This window comes from Rhizobium brockwellii (genome assembly GCF_000769405.2).
In the GTDB taxonomy this organism is placed as follows: domain Bacteria; phylum Pseudomonadota; class Alphaproteobacteria; order Rhizobiales; family Rhizobiaceae; genus Rhizobium; species Rhizobium brockwellii.
Genome location: NZ_CP053439.1, coordinates 3318423 through 3339692, shown reverse-complemented (window position 1 = coordinate 3339692; position 21270 = coordinate 3318423). Strand labels below are relative to the sequence as shown.

The window sequence follows — 21270 nt, the reverse complement described above, 5'->3', positions numbered from 1 at the left end:
GCGAGATGTGCCGTTCAGCGGTTCAGCGCCAATTCGGATCAGGGCGATCTCAGTTGTTCTGGAAAACGTTCGGAAACAAGGCAAAGAGACCCGTGGGAACGGGTCTCTCAGGGTACCAAGCCTCGGGGTCGGCTGCTAACAGGTAGCGATACAATATCGCTAATTTTCACGACACTAATGTGTCCGGCGTCAACCGACTGCGAAACAAAAAGCCCGCCACTTTTTCGTGATTCTTGTGACCATGTTTTGACACAAAACTGCCTTGCTCGTTCCGTATCCCCGGTTCGATGCGTATTCAGATTTATATCATCGCGCTGCTGCTCAGCGCCATCATGTGGTCGATCTCGTTCGATGCGGCCCGCGAATCCTATCATGCGGCGCAAAGCGCGGGAGTGATGCCGAACCTGCATATCAACAAGAAGCTGGATCGCATTTTGTAGACTGCGATACACCGTCCAGGTCATTGCCGATGTTGCATTCCCGGCCAGCGGCCGGGACCTATTTCCTTGTGCGTTCCGAGCCCTTCCGGACAGAAAATCAAATTTCGTAAAATTTGACCGATCCGCTTAAAAGCCCTGAAAATACTGATGTGTAGAGTGGTCTCATCAAAGCGACCGAAGCGTGGACAGACGCATCGATCGTTTGGAGCCGGGCAAACCGAAAGCCCGCCGATCCGCAAACGGGGACTTCGACATGCACAGAACTTTTGCCGCCATCGCCTTGAGCCTGACCATCACTGCCGCTGCCGAGCCGGCATTCGCCATCGGCCCAGCCAGCCTTGCCCGCGACCTGATGTACACCTCCGCCATCGGCCATTCGCCCGAGGTTCCGTTGACGACCCGCGCCGGTTTCGTGCGCCCTGGCGTTCCGTTCGTCCTGCGCAGCCCGGCCGAGATCGAAGGCGAGGGTTACCGGCTCAAGACCTATTCGCAGAGCCTGACCGTTGTTGTCGACTACGTGTTTTCGACGGCGGTCGAGGCCGTACAAGCGGTTGCGTTTCTCCGCTGACACCTGGCTAGATTCTAGGTCGATCCGGCCTCGAATCATCCTGATCTAGGCGTCGAGTTCGCTGCGTACGTCGAGATACCAGTCGACGAAGGCCTTGACGCCGACATCCAAGGTCGTATCCGGCTTGTATCCGGTCAGCGCGACCAGCAGATCCGGGGCTGCGAAGGTGCGCGGCACGTCACCCTTCTGCATTGCCAGCATCTTGCGAATGGCAGGACGGCCGAGCGCCTTTTCCACCGTTTCGACGAAATCCATCAGGCTGACCGGCTGGCCTCCGCCAATATTGACGACACGGAAGGGCGCCTGGCGCGAGAGCGTTTCGACAGCCGTGTTTTCGAGGCGATTTTCCTCGGACGGGACGACCGCCGATAGCCTGACGATCGCCTCGATGAGATCGTCTATATAAGTGAAGTCACGGCTCATGTTGCCTTCGCCGTAGATCTCGATCGGCTGGCCTTCAAGCATGTTTTTGGTGAATTTGAACAGCGCCATGTCGGGCCGGCCCCATGGGCCATAAACGGTGAAAAAGCGAAAAGCCGTGGTTGGAATCTTGTGAAGATGGGCATAACTGTGCGCCATCAGTTCCATCGATTTCTTGGTCGCCGCATAGATGGTCAGCGGCTCGTCGGCGCGATCGGTCTCGCGAAAGGGGACGGTCGCATTGGCGCCATAGATCGATGATGTCGAGGCCAGCATCAGATGGCGAATTTCGACGCGCCGCGCGATTTCCATGATGTTCCACGAGCCTTCGACGTTCGAACGGAGATAGGCCTCTGGATTTTCCAGGCTGTAGCGCACGCCGGCCTGTGCGGCCAAGTGGATCAGAATGTCGGGCTTAGCCGCCAGAACAGCCGCTTCTAGCGCTGGGCGGTCCTCGAGCATCGCGATAACGGGTTTGAAGGTCGGAAACTGGGAGAGTGCCGCATGGCGCATCTCCTTGAGCTTGACGTTGTAATAGGGAGTGAGGCCATCGAAGCCTGTGACGTCATGCCCTTCTTGCAGCAGGCGCCTGGCCAGATGAAAACCGATAAAGCCGGCAGTCCCTGTAATGAAGTAGCGCATTCCCACCTTTTCTCGGCTCGCTGCCGACGGCAAAGAGCCGATTCCGTATCAAGTGACCCCACTTACAAGATAAAAAGAGGCCGAGTCGATAGGTCTTTGAAAGAGAAGGTCACAGCGCTGTCTCTACTGTCGGCGGCCTGCCCGCCGCTGCCTTGCTTGATGAGGGCGAGACCATCGATATCGTCTGCCGGTTAGCCGCAACTCTCGGCCGTCATGCTGCGTTGCAACATGATTGCTTGCATGTTATGGCCGGCCGGTCGTCTGCAGGCAGGTCAGGATCGATGAGAGATATAATTTATTGGATTCTCTGCGCGTTTCTGACCGTTGCCATCGCGATCGTGTCGTTACGCTATGTCACGAACTTCTGGCTTCTGTCCTTCGTCTACAGCTTTCAGGTTCACCTCGGCGTCGTGTTTGTCGCCGCCAGCCTGATCATTCTGGCCATCAAGAGACAGATTTACGGCTTCATCCTTTTGCTTGCCTCGCTTCTTCTCGTCGTTCACGGCGTCGTCATGCTGCGCGAGTTCTCGGAGGGCGACAGAGGCACCGACAGGCAGCCGCTTTTTCGTCTGATGTCGTTCAACATCGCGATCGACAACTGGAAAAACTCGACTGAAATCACGGACATGGTGATCGCGTCGAATGCCGACGTCGTCAATCTGCTCGAAGCCAAGCCGCTGACGTTTCACCTGCAGCAATTGTTCAAGGCCTATCCCTATCATATCGGTTGCGATGCCGGGAAGGATACATGCGATACGCTGGTGCTCTCCAAACGCCCGTTCGTCAGCCGGCAGGTCGCAAGCATGGGCAGTCTTCGAAAAAACAGGCTTGTTATAGCAAGCGTCGACTTCGGCGGCGAAACTATCAATCTGGTTTCCGCGCACCTGACCAAACCATATTTCGACGATTTCCAGATGGCTGAATTGGAAGATCTCGGCAAAGCGCTTGGCTCGATCGACGGCCCTGTGGTGCTTTCAGGTGATTTCAACTCCTCGGCGATCGCCCCGAGCATCCAAGCTTTCCTGCGCGAGCAGAAGCTGAAAACGATCACGCCAGAACCGGCAACATGGCCGATCGGCGCCGGCGCGCTCGGGATCGCCATCGACCACATATTTGCGCGCGCGCCGCTTCATCTGACATCGCTGGAACGTCTCGATGATAATCTCGGCTCGAATCACTTGGGCCTGGTCGCCGACTTCGTTCTCGACAAGGACGGCGAAACTTCACCGGCAAAATGATTTTGCCTGGGCACGGAAATCTTGCCGGGCGACAAATCAGAATCGGGTTCGGCCGCCTTTTTTGTCGATCATCTGAAAGGTCTTGCCGTCGGTTTTCACGTTGACGCAATCGGTCTTCTTGCTGGGGAACAGGACGCACACCTGGCCATTGGTTATCTTGTAGCCATTCTTATTGCCGTCGCGATATTCGTAGCCGTTCTTGGCTTCTTTCAGTTCGGACGTACCGGGCAGGTGCTGGCGAATTTCCGACTCGTTTGCGGTTCGCATGCTTGCCGTTTCGGCAAACGCCATTCCCGGCACCATGATTGCAACAAATCCGGCAAGGACGGGCAAGGTACGCATCAGGGGGATATCTCCGGTCATGTCTGTCGGTACATCCATTCTACGAGAACCCCAAGAGGAAATTCAACAGCGAGGATGGTCGCGCCGGAAAAGGCCCGACCATCGCTCCGGCTGCGATTTTACGTTCTTCCAAACTCATCGACGATACGGATGATGTCGTCCTCGCCGAGATAGGAGCCCGTCTGAACCTCGATGAGCTCGAGAAGAATCTTGCCGGGGTTGGCGAGGCGGTGGACTTCGCCAAGCGGAATGTAGACGCTTTCGTTCTCGCGCAGCATACGCACGTTCTCGCCGACCGTCACCTCAGCCGTTCCCTTGACGACGATCCAGTGTTCGGAACGATGATGGTGTTTTTGCAGCGAGAGCTTCTTGCCCGGCGTGACGAAGATACGCTTCACCTGGAAGCGGTCGCCGTTGAAGATCGAGGTATAACCGCCCCAGGGTCGATAAGATGTCGGATGGGTTTCGGTGAATTTCGCGGTAGTGGAAGAAGACGCCAGCATCTTGACCAATTGTCCGACATTCTGGCTGTCTTTGAGCGGTCCGACATAGACAGCGTCCTCGCTGGCGATGACGGCGACATCCTCCATGCCCTGGACCGCAAGATGCACACCACGGGTCATGACGAGCGAATTGCGGGTATTGACGACGGTGGTGTTTGCGGCGGCAACATTGCCGTTGTCGTCGCGGGCGCCTGATTTCCAGACAGAATCCCAGCTGCCCATGTCCGACCATTTGAACGGCGAGGGGACGACTGCTGCCTTGGAGGTCTTTTCCATGATCGCATAATCGATGGAGATATCGGGGCTCTTGGCGAAATGGTCGGCGTCGAGACGGGTGAAATCAAGGTCGCGGCTCGCCTTCGAAACGGCCTTGCTGGCCGCCTTCAGCACATCGGGTGCATATTCCTGCAGTTCGGCGATGAGTTCCGTCACCGGGAACATGAAGATGCCCGAGTTCCAGTAGAAGCCGCCGTCGGCGAGCATCTGCTCGGCCTTCTCAAGTGCCGGCTTTTCGACAAAGCGCTTGACCTTGTGCGCACCGTTTTTGAGGGCATCGCCGATCTCGATATAGCCGTAGCCTGTCGCCGGCTCCGTCGGGTTGATGCCGAAAGTTACGAGGTTGCCGTCGGCGGCGGCATCGCGGGCGATGCGGATGCAATCGAAATAGCTCTTGTCGGCGAGAATTTCGTGATCCGAGGCGAGCATCTGGATGATGGTGCCCTTGCCGAACAGCTCGCCAGCGAGCGTTGCGGCGGCGGCCACTGCTGCGGCTGTGTTGCGGGCGACCGGTTCGAGCAGGACGGCGGCGAGCGGGATGGCAAGCTCGCGTGCCTGCTCGGCGACCAGGAAGCGGAATTCCTCATTGGTGACGACGATCGGGGCTTCATAGAGCTCGGGATCGGAAACGCGCTCAAGAGTTTCCTGAAACAACGTCTTGTCGCCGACGAACTGGATGAATTGTTTCGGTGCGGTGGCACGGGAAAGCGGCCAGAGCCGCGTGCCTTTGCCGCCGGCCATGATCACGGGAACGATTTTCTGCGTCATAGGCGGGTTCCTTGAAGTAAACGGCTTGTTCGTCGCATGTTACCGGGCGCCTGCCCAGTCTGTTATTCGGTTGAGCCCTGTATTCAGCAGCTCCAGGGCTGCAGCTTCGCTGCCGGCCTCTGTGTAGCAGCGCATTTCCGGGGCATTGCCGGACGGGCGGAAATGAATGATGCCGCCATCTCTCAGCGTCACCCGAAGTCCGTCAATGTCGGATTTCGTCGCCACCTCGCCGATCGGCTGCAGGAAAGCCGAGAGATTTTCGTCCGAAGCGCGCAGATGCTCCATCAGCGCGGCACTCGTCTCCAGCGGAAAATTCTCCAGGCGGTCGGCGGCGGCAAAGGGCAGATGGTAGGAGGCGGCAACGGCAGAAAGAGGCTGCCTGCGGATGGCCGCGAGCGACAGGATCGCGAGTATCGGGATAAAACAATCGCGTGTCGGCAAGGCACGCACGTTCCGGCCGTTGATATCAAAGGCGGTTGCGGTCAGCAGCCCGCCATTGGCTTCAAAGCCCATGACATGACCCTTGCCAGCCGCCACGGCCTCTTCCATGGCTGAAATGACGAAGGGTGAGCCGACGCGGGTACGCCGGACGGCGAAAGAGCCCGCGGCCTCGATGCCGGAATTGGAGGTAACAGGTGTCACCACCGTGCCGGCGCCGAGGAAATTGGCTGCCACAAGGCCGAGAAGGTCACCGCGCAACGGCGTGCCGGTTTCGTCTGCGACCAGCGGACGGTCGCCGTCGCCATCGGTCGAGACGATCGCATCGATCTTGTGCTCGGACACCCAGCGCTTCATCCGCGTGATCGTCTCGTCTGAAACGGCTTCGGTGTCGACGGGAATGAAACTCTCCGAACGTCCGAGAGCGGTGATCTCGGCGCCGTAATGGGCGAGAACGTCCACCAGCAGGTCGCGGGCGACGCTGCTGTGCTGGTAGACACCGATCTTCATGTCGGACAGCGCGCCCTGCGGAAGCAGGGCTGCATTGCGTTCGAAAAAGAGCTGCCGGCAGATCGCTTCATGCTCCTCCGTCTCGGCTGGCGCCTGCGCCACCGCTTCACCGGTTCGCTCGATCTCGGCGGCCAATGCGGTGATGGCAGCCTCGTCCGATTTGTCGATCTCACCATCCGGGCGATAGAATTTGATGCCGTTGCGGTCCGCCGGAATATGCGAGCCCGTAACCATCAGGCATGCGGCGTTGCTCTCGAGGCCATAGAGGGCAAGGGCGGGTGTGGGGACGGTGCCACAGTCGAAAATCCGGAAGCCGAGCGCGGCAAGCGCACCGGCACAATTTCCCGAGATTTCAGGGCTTGAATCGCGAAAATCGCGGCCGATCAGAATGACGTCGCCGGCCCGCGCCTTGCCGGTCTGCAGCAGATACTTGCCGAACGCGGTGGCGTAGAGGGCAGAGGCGCGTCCCTTGAGGTCGACTGAAAGTCCGCGAAGGCCGCTCGTGCCGAATTTCATGGGAAGACATGGCTCCGATTTCACCATCAAGGTTCTACTCAGGCCGCCTGCCGGCGTAAATACCAAAGCCATCATATAGTTAAATACGGACGACGATGCCTCGGACAGCCTCTCGCAATCTTCTCTCACCGAATTCTGGAGGTGTAGACCCATTGCCGAGCCGACAGGCATTGCAGCGTAGATCGATTTTGTTAGAACCGTGTGTCCGTTGTTTCGTCCTATGCGAAGGATTTTCCTAGATGAGCGATACATCCGTCAGTCTCGAGGGGAGCTGGAAGGCCGCGCTGGAGGGGGAGTTTTCAAGCCCCTACATGCAACAGCTCAAATCCTTCCTCGTCGCGCAGAAAGAGGTCGGCAAGCGGATTTTCCCCAAGGGCAGCGAATATTTCCGCGCCCTCGATCTTACGCCGATCTCCAACGTCAAGGCCGTCATCCTCGGCCAGGACCCGTATCATGGACTTGGGCAAGCCCATGGACTGTGTTTCAGTGTCCGGCCGGGCGTGCGCATACCGCCCTCCCTGGTCAATATCTACAAGGAAATGGAGACGGATCTCGGCATAGCGCCGGCACGTCACGGTTTTCTCGAACATTGGGCAAAGCAGGGCGTGCTCCTGCTGAACAGCGTGCTGACCGTCGAGGAAGGGCAGGCGGCTGCTCATCAGGGCAAGGGGTGGGAACGCTTCACCGACGCCGTCATCCGCAAGGTCAACGATGAATGCGAATCCGTCGTCTTCATGCTCTGGGGTTCCTATGCCCAACGCAAGGCCGCCTTCGTCGATACGACGCGGCATCTCGTGCTCAGAGCACCGCATCCCTCGCCGCTTTCGGCCCATAACGGGTTTTTCGGCTGCGGGCATTTTTCGAAGGCGAATGCCTTCCTGCAGTCGCGCGGCCGTGCACCGATCGACTGGCAATTGCCGGCTGATCCCCATAGTGCATAGGTGTGAACGCAAGTTGATGTTCGTTCACTAAAAGAAGACAATGCGTTTTGCTCTGCGGGTCTGTTCTGTGGGCGCTTCAGCGCGCATCTTAGCCTCATCGAAAGCCCGCAACGGCGGGCATGAAAGGGGTTTGACATGCTCGATCAGATCAAGGGTCTGCACCACGTCACGTCGATGGCGCAGGACGCCCGCACCAACAACCATTTTTTCACCCATGCGCTCGGCCTGCGCCGCGTTAAGAAGACGGTGAACTTCGACGCGCCGGATGTCTATCACCTCTATTATGGTGACGAGACCGGTGCGCCCGGCACGGTCATGACCTATTTCCCGTTCCCGAAGATGGCGCAGGGCCGTCCCGGCACCGGTGAGGTCGGCACGACGGTGTTTTCCGTTCCCAAGGGTTCGCTCGGCTTCTGGAGCGATCGCCTTGCCGCGCTAGGTGTCGGCGGCCTGAAGGCCGAGGAAAGTTTCGGCGAAAAGCGGCTGAACTTCTCCGGCCCCGATGGCGATGGCTTTGCCCTCGTCGAGGTCGAGGATGATGCCCGCCAGTCCTGGACACATGGCGGCATCAGCGAGGACCATGCCATTCGCGGCTTCCACTCCGTCGCCATGCGGCTGAGGGACGAGGGCGCCACAGCCGAACTCCTGAAGTTCATGGGCTATGAGGTTGCCGAGGAAAGGGACGGCGTCAGGCGACTGATCATGCCCTCCGGCAATGGCGCGCACCTCATCGATCTCGAGACCATGCCGAACATTGCCCGCGCGCTTCCCGGCGCCGGCTCCGTCCACCATGTCGCCTTCGCCGTCGAAAACCGCGAGAAGCAGCTCGAAGTGCGCAAGGCACTGATGGACACCGGCTATCAGGTCACGCCGGTGATCGACCGCGACTATTTCTGGGCGATCTATTTCCGCACGCCGGGCGGCGTGCTGTTCGAGGTCGCGACCAATGAGCCTGGCTTCGACCGCGACGAGGATACGGCTCATCTCGGCGAAGCCCTGAAACTGCCGCAGCAGCACGCCCATCTTCGCGCGCTGCTCGAGCAGCACCTGCAGCCGCTCGAAGCCTAAGGAGAGGCGATATGACCGAAACAGGATATGTGCACCGGCTGCATGCCGGTGCACCTGATAAACCCATCCTGCTGGTGCTGCACGGCACGGGTGGCGACGAGAACCAGTTTTTCGACTTCGGTCGGCACCTGCTGCCCGAAGCGACGATCCTCTCGCCGCGCGGCGATGTTTCCGAACACGGCGCGGCGCGGTTCTTTCGCCGCACCGGGGAGGGGGTCTACGACATGCCCGACCTTTCCCGGGCGACGGAGAAGATGGCCGCCTACGTCAAGGAATTCGCGGACGAGTACCAGGCTTCCGATATTCTCGGCCTGGGTTTTTCGAATGGCGCAAATATTCTTGCCAATGTCCTGATCGAGAAGGGTATCTTCGATGCCGCGGTTCTGATGCACCCGCTCATTCCGTTTCAACCCGAAGCCCAGTCGCCGCTGGCGGGAAGAAAGGTGCTCATGACGGCAGGGCAGCGAGACCCGATTGCGCCTGTCTCCATGACCGAGGCGCTGTCCGAACATCTGAAAAACCGAGGGGCGGAGGTCAGGACGGTCTGGCATCCCGGCGGTCACGAGATTGCGCCGCTCGAAATCGATGCGGTCCGCGATTTTCTCGGCCGTTATTGACGTGTGCACCGCCGCTCGGCGGGAAAATGATTGCGGGACCGGGAATGCCGGTCCCGCATCTTTGCTGGAACAAGGATCCTATCGTCGTGATCGATAGGACATTAGGGGCGAGGAGGATATTTGCCCCTGATTGCCTTCATATAGAAATTTCCCGGTGATTCCGCCATCGTCAACCCGACGACGACGCCCTTGGGAACGCCTTCATATTCTCGCCTCTGACCGTTGGTCAGATAGACCCGTAGATGCCGGCTGTCTTCGTCGTAGGTGATCGCCTCGATAAGTTTCGAATCAACCGCAGTTTCCACTTTGCACCCCGCAGTTTTGGATCTGAGATTCCTGATCAAGAAATGTCATTCACACTCGCAACGCGCCATCATTATGCTGCGCCGCGGGGGCGTCAAGCATCATCTTCTTTAACGTTTATTTTTTTCCGATTGCTCTCGTTATGGTTGATTTTTGCAGCTTTTTCGAAGGTCTCGCCTGTGGAAAATCCGATACCTGTGGCTGCTCCATTTGGGGAATATTAGCCGATAAGGTTGCGAGAGACGCAATAATCGCCGGTTTAACGCCGGATTAACCATCGTACAGCAAAATATAGCGTAATATTAACCGCAGCACCCTCCCAAGTATGAATGATTACATCCGCAAGGCGGAGCGTGACTTCGCCGCTGCAACGGCCAACATCGGCGTTGCCGAGTCGCAGCTTTATCCGAGCATCACTCTCAGTGGTTCGATTTCGCCGTCGTTCACAAAACAAGCGGGTAGCGCTGGTTCCGGTTACAACTTCGCGGGGGCCGCGATCAGGTCAAATTCTTATGAACACTGAGCCTCATGCCGTTACAACGGTGTATAAGAGATGGATTATTTCCGGCAACCCGCCATTCCGTCGGGTCTCATAAATGGGTTTCATGTTTAACTATCTAAGGCCATGGCGACAACAGATACCGATACTGGCTGGCGGCCGTAAAAAACGCGCTCGGCTAACGTTTTCCGAAGGCGAATTCGCTGCGGTCTACGCGATGAGCGACGTTCACGGATGTTATAATGAACTCGTCGAGGCACATCGCCGCATCGAGCAGGATGCTGCGCGCATTCCGGGACCGAAACTCATCGTCATGCTCGGCGACTATGTCGATCGCGGACCCGATTCGAGCGCGGTGCTGGAGTTCCTGAGCAAGACCCCGCCGCCGGGGTTTCAGCGTTTCGTTCTGTGCGGCAATCATGACGCGGAGTTGGTGAATCTCTATCACAAACCGGCGCGCATTCTTGAATGGCTCGGCTTTGCCGGAACGGAGACGCTGCACTCATACGGTATCGACATCGAGCATCTGCTGCAGTCGGCGGCTGGAAGCGAAACAATCGCCCGCGTCATTCGCAACATGATACCCGAACGGCATATCCAATTTCTGGAATCGCTGCCGGTCATGCTGCGGATGGGAAGGATCCTCTTTGTTCATGCGGGCATCAAGCCGGGCATCGACCTCAAGAGGCAGAAAGACAGCGACCTTATGTGGATCCGTCAGCCCTTCCTGGATGAAGGGCCGCAGCTTCCTGTCCTGGTGATCCATGGGCACACCCCGGCGCGAATCCCGACATTCGGTCCGCAACGCATCGGCATCGACACCGCAGTTTCGGCGACGGGCCGGCTGACCGTGCTGACGATAAAGGGGACGCGGGTCGGAATTCTTTAAATCGGCGAGCATAGTGTCGTCCGAAAACGCTTCCACTTTTCGGCATCATGCTCAAAACCAAACGCCGCGGATTATGCTCCGCGGCGTCAGGACGATCAGATATCAGGAGACGATCTCAGGCGCCGGTGACGTCCTGGTAAAGGTTGGTGCCGATGCCGGTATAGGTAAAGCCGTGTTTGCGCACCTCGTCGCTGCGGTAGATATTGCGCAGATCGACCAGGATGGGAGCGCGCATCGACTGCTTCAAGCGATTGAAATCGAGCGCGCGGAACTGGTTCCATTCGGTGACGATAACAAGCGCATCCGCATCAGCGGCCGCTTCATAAGGGCCGCTTGCATATTCGATGTTGTCGATTACCTTGCGGGCATTTTCCATGCCCTCCGGATCGTAGCCGACCACTTGTGCGCCGTTGTCCTGCAGGGTCTGGATGACTGCGATCGCCGGGCTGTCGCGCATATCGTCGGTGTTCGGCTTGAAGGTCAGGCCGAGGATCGCGATCTTCTTGCCGCGAATGTCTCCGCCGACGGCCGAAATGACTTTGCGTCCCATTGCCCGCTTGCGGTTGTCATTGATCGAGATCGTCGTCTCGATGAGACGCATCGGCGCGTCGTAATCCTGCGCCGTCTTGGCAAGAGCAAGCGTATCCTTGGGGAAGCACGAACCGCCGTAACCCGGGCCGGCATGCAGGAACTTGGAGCCGATACGGCCGTCGAGACCGATTCCGCGCGAAACGTCCTGGACGTTTGCGTCGACCCGTTCGCAGAGATCGGCGATCTCGTTGATGAAGGTGATCTTCATTGCGAGGAAGGCATTGGCCGCATATTTGATCAGTTCCGAGGTGCGGCGGGTGGTGAATACCAAGGGGGCCTGGTTGAGATAGAGCGGGCGGTAGACCTCGGTCATGGTTTCGCGCGCCCGGTCGTCGTTCAGCCCGATGACGATACGGTCTGGACGCTTGAAGTCTTCGATCGCCGCACCTTCACGCAGGAATTCCGGATTGGAAACGACGGCGACATCCGCCGCAGGATTGGTTTCGCGCATGATGCGCTCGACCTCGTCTCCCGTGCCGACCGGCACCGTCGACTTGGTGACGATAACCGTGAAGCCTTCCACATAGGTGGCAATCTCGCGAGCAGCGGCGTAGACATAGGAGAGATCCGCGTGGCCGTCGCCGCGCCGGGACGGCGTGCCGACTGCGATGAACACGACATCGGCGCTGCGGACACTTTCGCCGACATCCGTCGAAAACGACAGCCGGCCGGTGCTGGTATTTTCGGCGACCAATTGTTCCAGACCCGGCTCGTAGATCGGAATGCGGCCTTCGCGAAGGGCTTCGATCTTACTCAGATCCTTGTCGACGCAGATGACGTCGTGGCCGAAATCCGCAAAGCAAACGCCTGAAACGAGGCCGACATAGCCTGATCCAATCATCGTGATGCGCATATTTCCCTCAAATCATTAGAGTAGAACGTCATGCTGCGTCGCAGCATGAGTTCGTCATAGTTAATCTGGACGAAAAGACAATACCGAAGATCGCCTGGTACCCATATCGGAAATCGAACTCCGGGCACCGCAGCTTACCGCGCGCTGTCCCGTCGATAGCCAAAACATAGGTTTGTGTGGGCGATATGACAAGTCGAGCCGCTCGTCAGAGCAGGCTCGACTTCAATCCGGAAACAGCATCAATCAGTCTATGTCGCTGGCTCGGCTGTTATAGCCGGTACCAGACGTAGGGGTCTGTTCCCGATTGAATCTTGTCCCAGCGCAGATCGGTATCGCGCCAGTTCTTGATGCTGCTTTTCCGGTTGTCGAGGACGAGATCGCCCTTGTCGGTTCTGACGACGAGGACCGCATGTCCTTCACCGGAGGGCGTATAGGCCGTTGCGATCCGCAAAGCGCGCGACGACCAGCCCATCGCGATCAGCCGGCTGCGCTTGGTCAACGCGAAATCTTCGCAGTCGCCGCTACGCACATTCACCTTCCAGACGTCGCCATTCAGTTCGTTGCGGGAGTCGTTCCGGCCGATCATCGTACGATTGACGGCTGTGTTGACATCCTTCAGTTGCAGCATTTGCTTGTCCGTCAGCGCAACGATCGCCAAACCATTGTTGTCGCGGCATTCGGTCGGATTCTGGGCACAGAACAGTACCTGGGCGAAAGGCGGAATGATCTTGCCTTTTTCAGAGATATAACTGACCGCCGAATTACCGGTCAGACCGCGGGCAAAACCCGCGGGACCGGCGGCAAATGCCGAGCACGCATTGCCTGCTGTAAGGGCCAGTGCCAGAAGTGTAACGACTGTTTTCTTCATCTCTTAAATCCCCGTCAGGACAACCGATTGAGATCAGGCTTGCCTTTCTTCTCGGTCAATGGCATGGCGATCTGATAATCTGCCAAGTATTGGGCACAGAATATCTGTCCCGTTTCTGCTGCTTGGAAGGAGCATAGCCGGGCCTTGTCTCGATTGGCTTAAACCTTTCGCGACAATTTTAAACGATGTGGAATTCTGTTACACTTTAGCACGCAAGTGCTTGATGTTCAACTTATGTTAGTACGAGTAAATTAATCTCTCTGGTTGCAATGGCTTTGGTCGCCGTCTACTCTGGTAAACGAATTCACATGTTCTCCAACCTCATCAATAAGCGGGTCTTGCGAGAGGTTTTGCTTTTTGCCTTCATCGGCCTCGTTATATTGACGCTCATACCGTTTGGGAGCGTTACACCCTTTCCCTTCGCCTTCGCCGCGATCGGGATGTTTGCCCTCGCCATCATTTCGGGACTGTTGTTTAGAGAGCCGAGACAAAGCAGATGGGTTTTCAGTATCGCTTTGTTTCTACTCGTCGTCCTGGCGGGCTGGGCGTTCATCCAAACCATCGAACTGCCCGCCAATTGGTTGGCGAATCCCGCCTGGAATGCTGCGCGTGACCTTGCGGGTGCCCAGTCCGCGGCGATTTCGGTCGAACCGGCCGACACGCTCGCGTCGATCCTCTGGGTCGCGCTGCCTTTCGTCACGTTTCTGACCGGGCTTCTCTTATGCGATACCGATCAGCGCGCGAGGAAAGTGCTCACCGGGCTCGGGCTTACGGCGGGTATCGTCGCTGTTTTCGGCCTGATGCAGTTTTTGCTGTTTCCCAAAATTTTGATCGTCGTCGAAAAACACGCCTACCTCGACAGCCTGACTGCGGTCTTCGTCAACCGCAATACCGCCGCGACCTTCCTCGGGCTTGGAACGCTGCTGATGTTGACCCTCGTCAGGGACATTACCCGAGCCTATTCGAAGTATCCGCCCGGCGAGCCGGGTCGAAACGCTCTTCTCTTGAGATCGTGGATCTATATCTTGCTCTTATGCGCATGCTTCACCGCGCTGATGCTGAGCCGCTCGCGCGCCGGGATATTTGCGACCTTTGTTGCCGCTCTCATCTATTTTCCCTGGCTTGTCATCAACTGGAACGGCTCGAGGCGTCATCTGAGACCGGCGCCAAGATGGCGTTCGATGCTGAAGCTCCTCTCGGCGATTGCTTTCGTGGTCGTGCTGCTGACGGTGTTTGCGGGTCAGGCGATTTTGCGCGCGCAAGAGCGGCGGCTCGAGGATGATGATCGGTTCTGCATCCTGCCCGGCATATGGCGTGCCATATCGGATCATTGGTTGACGGGAACGGGGCTCGGAACCTTCCGGACCGTGTTTTCCGCTTACCGCGATCCGGCTTGCGGAATTTTCGGGGTCTTCGACCGTGCGCATAATTTCTATCTCGAAGGATTTCTGGGCCTTGGAATATTGTTCCCGATTGCGACAGTCCTTGCCTTCTCGGTGCTTGCCAGAGCGTTCTGGTACGGGCTCGCCCAAAGGCGGCGTCTGAGGCACTATGTACTTCTTGGCCTAGCGGCGACCGTTTTGGTCGCCCTTCATGCGGCGGTCGATTTTTCGCTGCAGATACCGGGTTTTGCTGTGTTTTACTCCGCCTTCCTGAGTGCGGTTGTCGCGATATGCCTCGGACGCAGCAATGGAGAGGCGGACATGGCATATGAGCGGCCGTTAACCACGTAAAGTTTAAATGGATGGATTTTAATAAGATTTTCGGAAAAGAGCGATTTAAAGTCCATTGTGCAGGTGCGAACGGTTGACTCTGAAACCCAAGAAATTTTATAGCGGGTGCAGCGTTGGGATTGTTGCGACGCAAGAAAAGTCGGGCCGAAGTCGTTTTTCGCTTCCTAAGGGGCTCGGCGTTGCCAGCCTGCCACAGTTAGGGGAATGTTAATCGGCTTTCAGTGTTATTGATCGGGGATTGTCTTGTATTTTGTCAGATCGCGGGGCAGTAGCTTCAGGGGCGTCAACACAGGGTATTCTATGGGTTGTTCTCGTATCGGTAGTACACGTGTAGCCATTGTTGTAGCGCTGACGACTATATTGGCAAGCTGCACATCGTTGCCAAGATCCGGTCCCGATCACAAAGACGTTGATCGAGATGCGGCGGTGAAAGTGACAACGAAGGAGCGTCGCGTCGGTATCGACTACGCCCTGGTTGATCTCAGCAAGAACGTCCTGTCGTATTTTACCGCTCCCCAGCCGACCTCGTTCAAAGGTTTTGGTGGTGGTCGAGGCGGGGCGCCCGAAATTCCGCTCGGTTACGGCGATGTCGTTTCGGTTGCCATCTTCGAAGCTCAGTCCGGCGGTCTCTTCATTCCATCGGACGCAGGTAGCCGACCCGGTAATTACATCTCGCTGCCAGAGCAGACCATCGATAGAAACGGAACGATCACAATTCCCTATGCGGGTCGGGTTCCGGCTGCCGGTCGCCTGAAGGAGACCGTAGAGCAGGACGTCGAGGATCGCCTGGCGAGCCGCGCGATCGAACCGCAGGTCGTTATTACGACAACGACAAGCCGCTCCAGTCAGGTTGCCATCCTCGGCGATGTCAACAATCCGCAGCGCGTTGAGATCAGCCCGGCGGGTGAGCGTGTTCTCGATGTCATTTCCGCCGCGGGCGGTTTGACGACCAACAATATCGAAACGAATGTGACGCTGCAGCGCCGCGGCAAGACGGCAACCGTCGCCTACACTACGCTGTTGAAGAACCCGGCCGAAAATATCTATGTCGCACCGGATGATACGATCTCGATCGATCATGAGCGCCGTACTTTTCTTATGCTCGGCGCCGCAGGCACCAGTGGCCGCTTCGATTTCGAAGAGTCCAACCTGACCCTTGGAGAGGCAATCGCCAAGGCGGGCGGCCTGCGTGACGACCGCGCCGATCCGGCTCAGGTCCTGCTATATCGTCTTGTCCCGAAGAAAACGGTTCAAGCGATGCACGTGGACACGACGAGATTTGCGGGTGAAATGGTTCCGGTGATCATCCGTGCGAATATGCGCGACCCGGCAACCTTGTTTGCTGTTCAGCAGTTCAAGATGGAAGACAAGGATATTATCTATATTTCCAATTCGGACTCTGTTGAACTGGTCAAGTTCCTTGACATCGTGAACTCGGTATCATCCACTGTTTCCGGAGTGACCGACGATGCGAAGGATACCCGCAACGCGGTACAGGATCTTGGAAATTGATTGAAATAGGTCGCCGGCATCGATCTGAATGATCGATGCCGGCGACCTATAGCGGATTTGATGAAGGAAATTGTGGTTGTGGCAAGATCAGCTGTTTATCGTAAGCTTGCATATAGCGGAATTGCCGTCGCGATGTTTGTCGGCATGAATTCAAGCGCCTTTGCGGCAGCCTGCCTAGGACCGGCAAATCTGACTTCCGTCGATGTCAGTGGATTTACGGCTAACCCCGCCGTACTGCTCGACATGTCCGATCCGTTGGTTCTGTCCTCGCGTGTTCGCGCGCTGGTCGGAAGCAGCAATGACGCGCTGTTGCCGGTGATCGAGCAGGCCAAGAAGGCTAACGTTGCACAGATGGCGGCGATCGGCTCCGGTCTCGGGCGGGCTGCAAACAGCTGCCAGGTGACGGATCCGCAATTCAAGCTGGCGATCGAAAAGGCCGTTGCCGACGCGGCGAGCGCTGATCCGAACCTGGCGCCGCTGCTTGCAGCCTTTGCAAAGGTCCTTGCCGAAGGCGGGACCGCGGCGCTCGGCCCGGGTGCAAGTGCCGCCGCCGCATCCGGCATCGGCAATGACGGGCAAGTTGGACAAACGGGGCCTGGAGCGGACGATGGTACGCCGTTCGACGGCGCTGCGACGACTGCGGGTACGCTGAAGGTTTCGAATGCCGGCTCGGATGATTCAACGACGACGATCGTCAGCACCGGAGCGGGAGGCCAGTCGTCTACCGACCCGACGGAGTCGACGAGTCAGAGTGTCCCGGTCATACAATAGCTGGAATTGCCCTTAGATCTTAGCGCTTGACGCCTTTGTTGGAGATCGAAATTGCTATCGCCAGATAAACTTACGCCGCGTATCGACCCCTCCCGCGATACCGGAAATGATGCTGATTTCATCGATTTCGACAAGCTCATCGCAATCGCCCGCCGACAGTGGCGGATGGTTGCGGCGTGCGGTTTCGCCTTTGCCATTCTCGGCATTGTGTATGTCTTGACTTCGGTGCCTGTCTACACCGCCGACACGAGCGTGCTGATCGACCGCAGCGATAGTCAGGTGATCAACCAGCTGGCGGCTTTCGGCCAGATGGACGATGACGAAGGTACTGTCCTCAGTCAGGTCGAGCTGTTGAAGTCCGACACCATCGCCTATGCTGTTGTCGACAAGCTGAAACTCGTCGACAATCCGGAGTTCATGGGACCGAAAAGCTCGCTTTTTTCTGTCTCAACGTTGAAATCCTTTATGAATTTTCGGTCGTGGTTTGCCGATGACGCAGCCGTCGCACCTGATCCGGAAATGAGGCGGCGAGGCGCTGCCGAGACTGTCGCGGCCAACATCGATGTCGAACGCGTTGGCAAATCCTACGTCCTTGATGTCAGCTATACCGCGCAGTCACCGGATCTGGCCCGTGATATCGCCGCTGCAATCGCCGACGTCTATCTGGTCGACAAGCTCAATTCGAAATATGAGGCGACACGCCGGGCCGGCGCTTGGCTGCAGGAGCGTATCGAAGAACTGCGGCAACAGGCGCTGGACACCGACCTTGCGGTTCAGAAATTCCGCGGCGAGCATGGGCTTGTCGAGGCCGGATCCGGTACGCTGATCAGTGAGCAGCAGCTTTCCGAGATCAATACCCAATTAATCAATGCGCAGGCCGAGACGGCAAAGGCCGAGGCACGGTATGCGCGCGTCAAGTCGATCATCGACGCCAAGCAGACCGATGCGATCGTCACGGATGTGCTCGACAGTTCCATTTCCAACGACCTGCGCAAGAAATATCTGGAGGCTTCCAAGCTCGAGACCGAAATCGAGGCGCGGCTCGGCCCCGATCACGTCCAGGCGGTTCGGCTTCGTGCGGAAATGGAAGAATATAAAAGGCTCATGTTCGATGAGTTGAACCGCATCGCCGAGAGCTACCAAAGCGAGCTGCAGGTCGCAAAGTCGCGGGAAAATTCTTTGCGTGACAGTGTCGCGCAGGCGACGGGCGTTGCCGCAACGGCTGGCGAAACGCAGGTGCAGCTTCGCGAGCTCGAGCGCACGCGCGATACCTACAAGAATCTCTATCAGAGCTTCTTGACGCGCTATCAGGAAGCAATTCAGCAGCAGAGCTTTCCGATTACCGCTGCGCGCATCATCACGACGGCGGAGACGCCGACGAAGCCGAGCGCTCCGAAGAGAGCTCTCGTCGTTGCTTTCGCGATGTTCGTGGGATGTGCATTTGGAAGTGGTGTAGCTGCCTTCCGCGAATTCCGGGACCGGTTCTTCCGCACCGGCGACGATGTCCGGGAGGTGCTCGATGTCGAGTCTCTCGGTGTCATGCCGCTGGTTGAGAATAACGTCGACGATCCGACGCTCGTTGATCCCAGCAATCCGCGAAGCATCGCCAGGGGCGGGAAGACCACGACCTATGTCGAGGAGCATCCGCTCTCGGCATTTGCCGAGACGCTTCGAAGCGCCAAGATTGCCATCGACCTCAGTGCTGCCGATCAGCGCTGCAAGGTCATTGGCGTCGTGTCGAGCTTGCCCGGCGAGGGGAAGTCGACGACCTCCATCAATTTTGCAAAACTCCTGGCAATGCAGGGCGCGCGTTGCCTGCTTATCGACGGCGATATGCGCAATCCCGGTGCCACCCGGGCGATCGGCCGCCATGCCGAGGCCGGCTTGCTCGAGGCGATCGTCGACAGCCGTCCGCTCAAGGATCTGATCCTTCTCGATCCGAAAACAAAGCTCGCATTTTTGCCGACGGTGGCACGATATCGTGTTCCGCATTCGTCGGAGCTGCTCGCGTCACGCGGTATGGATCAGCTTCTTGAAACGGCGCGTCAAAGCTTCGACTATATTATCGTCGACCTGCCACCCTTGGCGCCGGTCGTGGATGCGCGCGCTATCAATTCGAAGCTCGATGCGGTCGTTTTCGTTATCGAGTGGGGAAAGACATCGCGCAAGGTCGTGCAGTCGACCCTGCTGTCCGAGCCGGAGCTCTATGCGAAATGCGTCGGTACCATATTGACCAAAGTCGACCCGTCGCAGATGAAACTCTATCGGACATTCGGTTCGAGCGAATATTATTATAAGCGTTATTCGCGATACTATACCGAAAGCTGATGTTCCGCAGTCAGTCCGTTTCGATTACCAGGATCGCTTTCGTTATCGTTACCGTCATCTTGGTGGTGCTTGCCGGTCGAGAGCTGTACGCTTCGATAAGAACGGCGAGCATCTCGATTGTCGCCGAAAGGATCGAGCGTGGCGAGACCGTTGCGGACGATGTCGTGACCAAATATGCGTCGCGCAGTGTCGACGTCGTTGAGGGACATTATTGTCGATCAGACATTGTGGCTGCTGGAGTAACCCTCGTTCTGGCGCAACTCGATCGGCAGAATGTCAATGTCAATTACGACGCCTGGGCCGCTGCGGCCTCGAGTGCACACCAGTATCTGCGGCATGCGCTTTCGTGCATGCCGACGAACAGCAATTTTTGGCTTCGTCTTGCGGCCGTGCAGTCGACAATTTCGGAAGAGCCGGCCTCGATCGCGGGAATGATGAAGCGTTCGGTTGCGCTCGCGCCGTACGACCAACTGATGGTCCTGACGCGATTTTATTTCTGGAACGATTTCACCGATTCAACACTCGCCGCGGCAGCGCGCGCGCTCGACAGCGATCTCATGACCATGCTGAAACGGGGCGATCGTTGCAGGGTGAATGCCACGATAAAAGAGATCAGCCCTCAGCTTCGGCCAATCTTCGATCGAAGCTGGACGAGCGTCGGAGAGGCCGCGACGGCGCGGTTCCGTCAGCGTTGCAGCAAGTAAATCGTCGAGGCAGGTTTTTAAAGACAGTTCCGAGCTCGTTGCCAGGCTGAGCACCTACGGCTCTTTCTCTTGACGCGACTCAACTTGCACAAAACAACGCCCGCCATCTGCGCGGCGGGCGTTGTTTTTGATTGGCTATTGACGATCAGACTTCTGCGTCCGCGCCAGTGATGTTGAGTGTCAGAACGCCGACGTCGGTGTGGCCTTCGCCATCGGAGATCTTGTAGAACTGGATGGTTTCCGTGACATGATCGCCCGGAGCGACATCTACTGCCAGATCATAAGTGAATGTTCCATCCGCCTTGACATGGAACGTGCCATACGTGCCGGCGACATCGGTCGTTGCGCTCGGGTCGCCGTTTACGGGCGTGTTCGCGAACTGGCGGAGGAAGAGATGACCATTGTCGCCGGCAATGTCGTTATCCAGGGCGTTGCCACCGATGGCGTCGCCTTCGGTGAAGCTGTAGTGGTCGTCGACTGCGATCGGCTTTACCTGGGTTACGCCCTGGATGTTCAGGGTGAACAGGCCGACATCGGTATGACCGCTGCCGTCGGAGATCTTGTAGGAAACCTTCTCCTGGAGCAATTCACCATTGGTGAAGCCGACCTTGGCAGCGTCGCTCAAGACATAGGTGTAGCTGCCGTCGGGCTTGACGAAGAAGGTGCCGTAGTCGCCCTGGATCTCGGTGATCTGGCTGTTGCCGCTCTTGGCGCCAACGCTCGCGCCATCGAAGGCGCGCAGGAACAGGTGTCCGTTATCGGATGAATCGTTGGAAAGCAGATTTCCCGAAATGGCGGCGGTTTCCAGGAATGTTGCACTATCGTCGGTTGCGTGAACAGCCATCAGTTCTCTCCTTGAATAGTTCTTTGCTAGGTCAATTTTGACCTTCAGCGAGCTACCTGATTAAGGATATCTTAATAAAGAGAGTCAA

The 21270-nt window shown here is 57.6% G+C and carries 20 protein-coding genes and 1 pseudogene; 13 read left to right on the top strand and 8 right to left on the bottom strand.

The window, feature by feature from the left end; all coding sequences use genetic code 11:
* Positions 1-287: 287 nt before the first annotated feature.
* Complete coding sequence (locus RLCC275e_RS16610) at positions 288-440, top strand: hypothetical protein (protein ID WP_003542181.1); 153 nt, start codon at positions 288-290, stop codon at positions 438-440.
* A 253-nt stretch (positions 441-693) separates the two neighbouring features.
* Entirely contained in the window at positions 694-1008 is a 315-nt protein-coding gene (locus tag RLCC275e_RS16605; RefSeq protein WP_012758634.1) for a hypothetical protein, read from the top strand.
* 45 nt (positions 1009-1053) lie between these two features.
* On the opposite strand, the gene RLCC275e_RS16600 is transcribed toward RLCC275e_RS16605, so the two are convergent.
* Positions 1054-2070 carry an NAD-dependent epimerase/dehydratase family protein gene (locus RLCC275e_RS16600; protein WP_033180029.1) on the bottom strand — a complete coding sequence of 339 codons (1017 nt, stop codon included), beginning with the start codon at positions 2068-2070 and terminating at the stop codon, positions 1054-1056.
* Between the two features lie 281 nt (positions 2071-2351).
* On the opposite strand from RLCC275e_RS16600, the gene RLCC275e_RS16595 reads away from it, so the two are divergent.
* Positions 2352-3308 carry an endonuclease/exonuclease/phosphatase family protein gene (locus RLCC275e_RS16595; RefSeq protein ID WP_033180030.1) on the top strand — a complete coding sequence of 319 codons (957 nt, stop codon included), beginning with the start codon at positions 2352-2354 and terminating at the stop codon, positions 3306-3308.
* Between the two features lie 36 nt (positions 3309-3344).
* Here RLCC275e_RS16595 and RLCC275e_RS16590 read toward each other — a convergent pair whose 3' ends face one another.
* From RLCC275e_RS16590 to RLCC275e_RS16580, 3 genes are all read right to left on the bottom strand, one after another.
* Positions 3345-3650, bottom strand: a complete 306-nt coding sequence (locus tag RLCC275e_RS16590) for a hypothetical protein (protein ID WP_033180031.1) — start codon at positions 3648-3650, stop codon at positions 3345-3347.
* 119 nt (positions 3651-3769) lie between these two features.
* A complete protein-coding gene (locus RLCC275e_RS16585; protein WP_033180032.1) occupies positions 3770-5197 on the bottom strand; it encodes a mannose-1-phosphate guanylyltransferase/mannose-6-phosphate isomerase in 1428 nt (475 codons plus the stop codon).
* Positions 5198-5236: 39 nt separating this feature from the next.
* Complete coding sequence (locus RLCC275e_RS16580) at positions 5237-6661, bottom strand: phosphomannomutase (protein WP_033180033.1); 1425 nt, start codon at positions 6659-6661, stop codon at positions 5237-5239.
* 239 nt (positions 6662-6900) lie between these two features.
* Here RLCC275e_RS16580 and ung point away from each other — a divergent pair, with 239 nt between their 5' ends.
* The 3 genes from ung (at position 6901) to RLCC275e_RS16565 (ending at position 9287) form a co-directional block, all read left to right on the top strand.
* A complete protein-coding gene (gene ung / locus RLCC275e_RS16575; RefSeq protein WP_033180034.1) occupies positions 6901-7602 on the top strand; it encodes a uracil-DNA glycosylase in 702 nt (233 codons plus the stop codon).
* 135 nt (positions 7603-7737) lie between these two features.
* Positions 7738-8670, top strand: a complete 933-nt coding sequence (locus RLCC275e_RS16570; RefSeq protein WP_033180035.1) for a VOC family protein — start codon at positions 7738-7740, stop codon at positions 8668-8670.
* A gap of 11 nt (positions 8671-8681) precedes the next feature.
* Positions 8682-9287 (top strand): alpha/beta hydrolase, encoded by a 606-nt coding sequence (locus tag RLCC275e_RS16565; RefSeq protein ID WP_033180036.1) that lies wholly within the window; start codon positions 8682-8684, stop codon positions 9285-9287.
* 101 nt (positions 9288-9388) lie between these two features.
* Here the strand turns inward: RLCC275e_RS16565 and RLCC275e_RS16560 are convergent, their stop codons facing one another.
* Positions 9389-9631: a KTSC domain-containing protein gene (locus RLCC275e_RS16560; protein WP_012758625.1), complete on the bottom strand. Its 243-nt coding sequence runs from the start codon at positions 9629-9631 to the stop codon at positions 9389-9391.
* Positions 9632-9927: 296 nt separating this feature from the next.
* Here RLCC275e_RS16560 and RLCC275e_RS16555 point away from each other — a divergent pair.
* Together RLCC275e_RS16555 and RLCC275e_RS16550 are read left to right on the top strand one after the other, a co-directional pair.
* Positions 9928-10059, top strand: a pseudogene (locus RLCC275e_RS16555) (TolC family protein); the annotation flags it as partial.
* A gap of 127 nt (positions 10060-10186) precedes the next feature.
* Entirely contained in the window at positions 10187-10978 is a 792-nt protein-coding gene (locus tag RLCC275e_RS16550) for a metallophosphoesterase (RefSeq protein ID WP_033180038.1), read from the top strand.
* 115 nt (positions 10979-11093) lie between these two features.
* Here RLCC275e_RS16550 and RLCC275e_RS16545 read toward each other — a convergent pair whose 3' ends face one another.
* A complete protein-coding gene (locus RLCC275e_RS16545; RefSeq protein WP_003561875.1) occupies positions 11094-12422 on the bottom strand; it encodes a UDP-glucose dehydrogenase family protein in 1329 nt (442 codons plus the stop codon).
* Positions 12423-12690: 268 nt separating this feature from the next.
* Positions 12691-13290 carry a transglutaminase-like cysteine peptidase gene (locus tag RLCC275e_RS16540; protein WP_033180039.1) on the bottom strand — a complete coding sequence of 200 codons (600 nt, stop codon included), beginning with the start codon at positions 13288-13290 and terminating at the stop codon, positions 12691-12693.
* 308 nt (positions 13291-13598) lie between these two features.
* On the opposite strand from RLCC275e_RS16540, the gene RLCC275e_RS16535 reads away from it, so the two are divergent.
* From RLCC275e_RS16535 to RLCC275e_RS16515, 5 genes are all read left to right on the top strand, one after another.
* Positions 13599-15023 carry an O-antigen ligase family protein gene (locus RLCC275e_RS16535; protein ID WP_033180040.1) on the top strand — a complete coding sequence of 475 codons (1425 nt, stop codon included), beginning with the start codon at positions 13599-13601 and terminating at the stop codon, positions 15021-15023.
* A 300-nt stretch (positions 15024-15323) separates the two neighbouring features.
* Positions 15324-16535: a polysaccharide biosynthesis/export family protein gene (locus RLCC275e_RS16530; protein WP_050516792.1), complete on the top strand. Its 1212-nt coding sequence runs from the start codon at positions 15324-15326 to the stop codon at positions 16533-16535.
* Between the two features lie 72 nt (positions 16536-16607).
* Positions 16608-17306 (top strand): hypothetical protein, encoded by a 699-nt coding sequence (locus RLCC275e_RS16525; protein ID WP_033180654.1) that lies wholly within the window; start codon positions 16608-16610, stop codon positions 17304-17306.
* Positions 17307-17357: 51 nt separating this feature from the next.
* A complete protein-coding gene (locus RLCC275e_RS16520; RefSeq protein WP_033180042.1) occupies positions 17358-19634 on the top strand; it encodes a polysaccharide biosynthesis tyrosine autokinase in 2277 nt (758 codons plus the stop codon).
* A complete protein-coding gene (locus tag RLCC275e_RS16515; protein WP_033180043.1) occupies positions 19634-20338 on the top strand; it encodes a hypothetical protein in 705 nt (234 codons plus the stop codon). The genes RLCC275e_RS16520 and RLCC275e_RS16515 overlap by 1 nt, the downstream gene beginning before the upstream one ends.
* 145 nt (positions 20339-20483) lie before the next feature.
* Here RLCC275e_RS16515 and rapA2 read toward each other — a convergent pair whose 3' ends face one another.
* Complete coding sequence (gene rapA2 / locus RLCC275e_RS16510; protein WP_033180044.1) at positions 20484-21182, bottom strand: calcium-binding lectin RapA2; 699 nt, start codon at positions 21180-21182, stop codon at positions 20484-20486.
* Positions 21183-21270 lie beyond the last annotated feature (88 nt).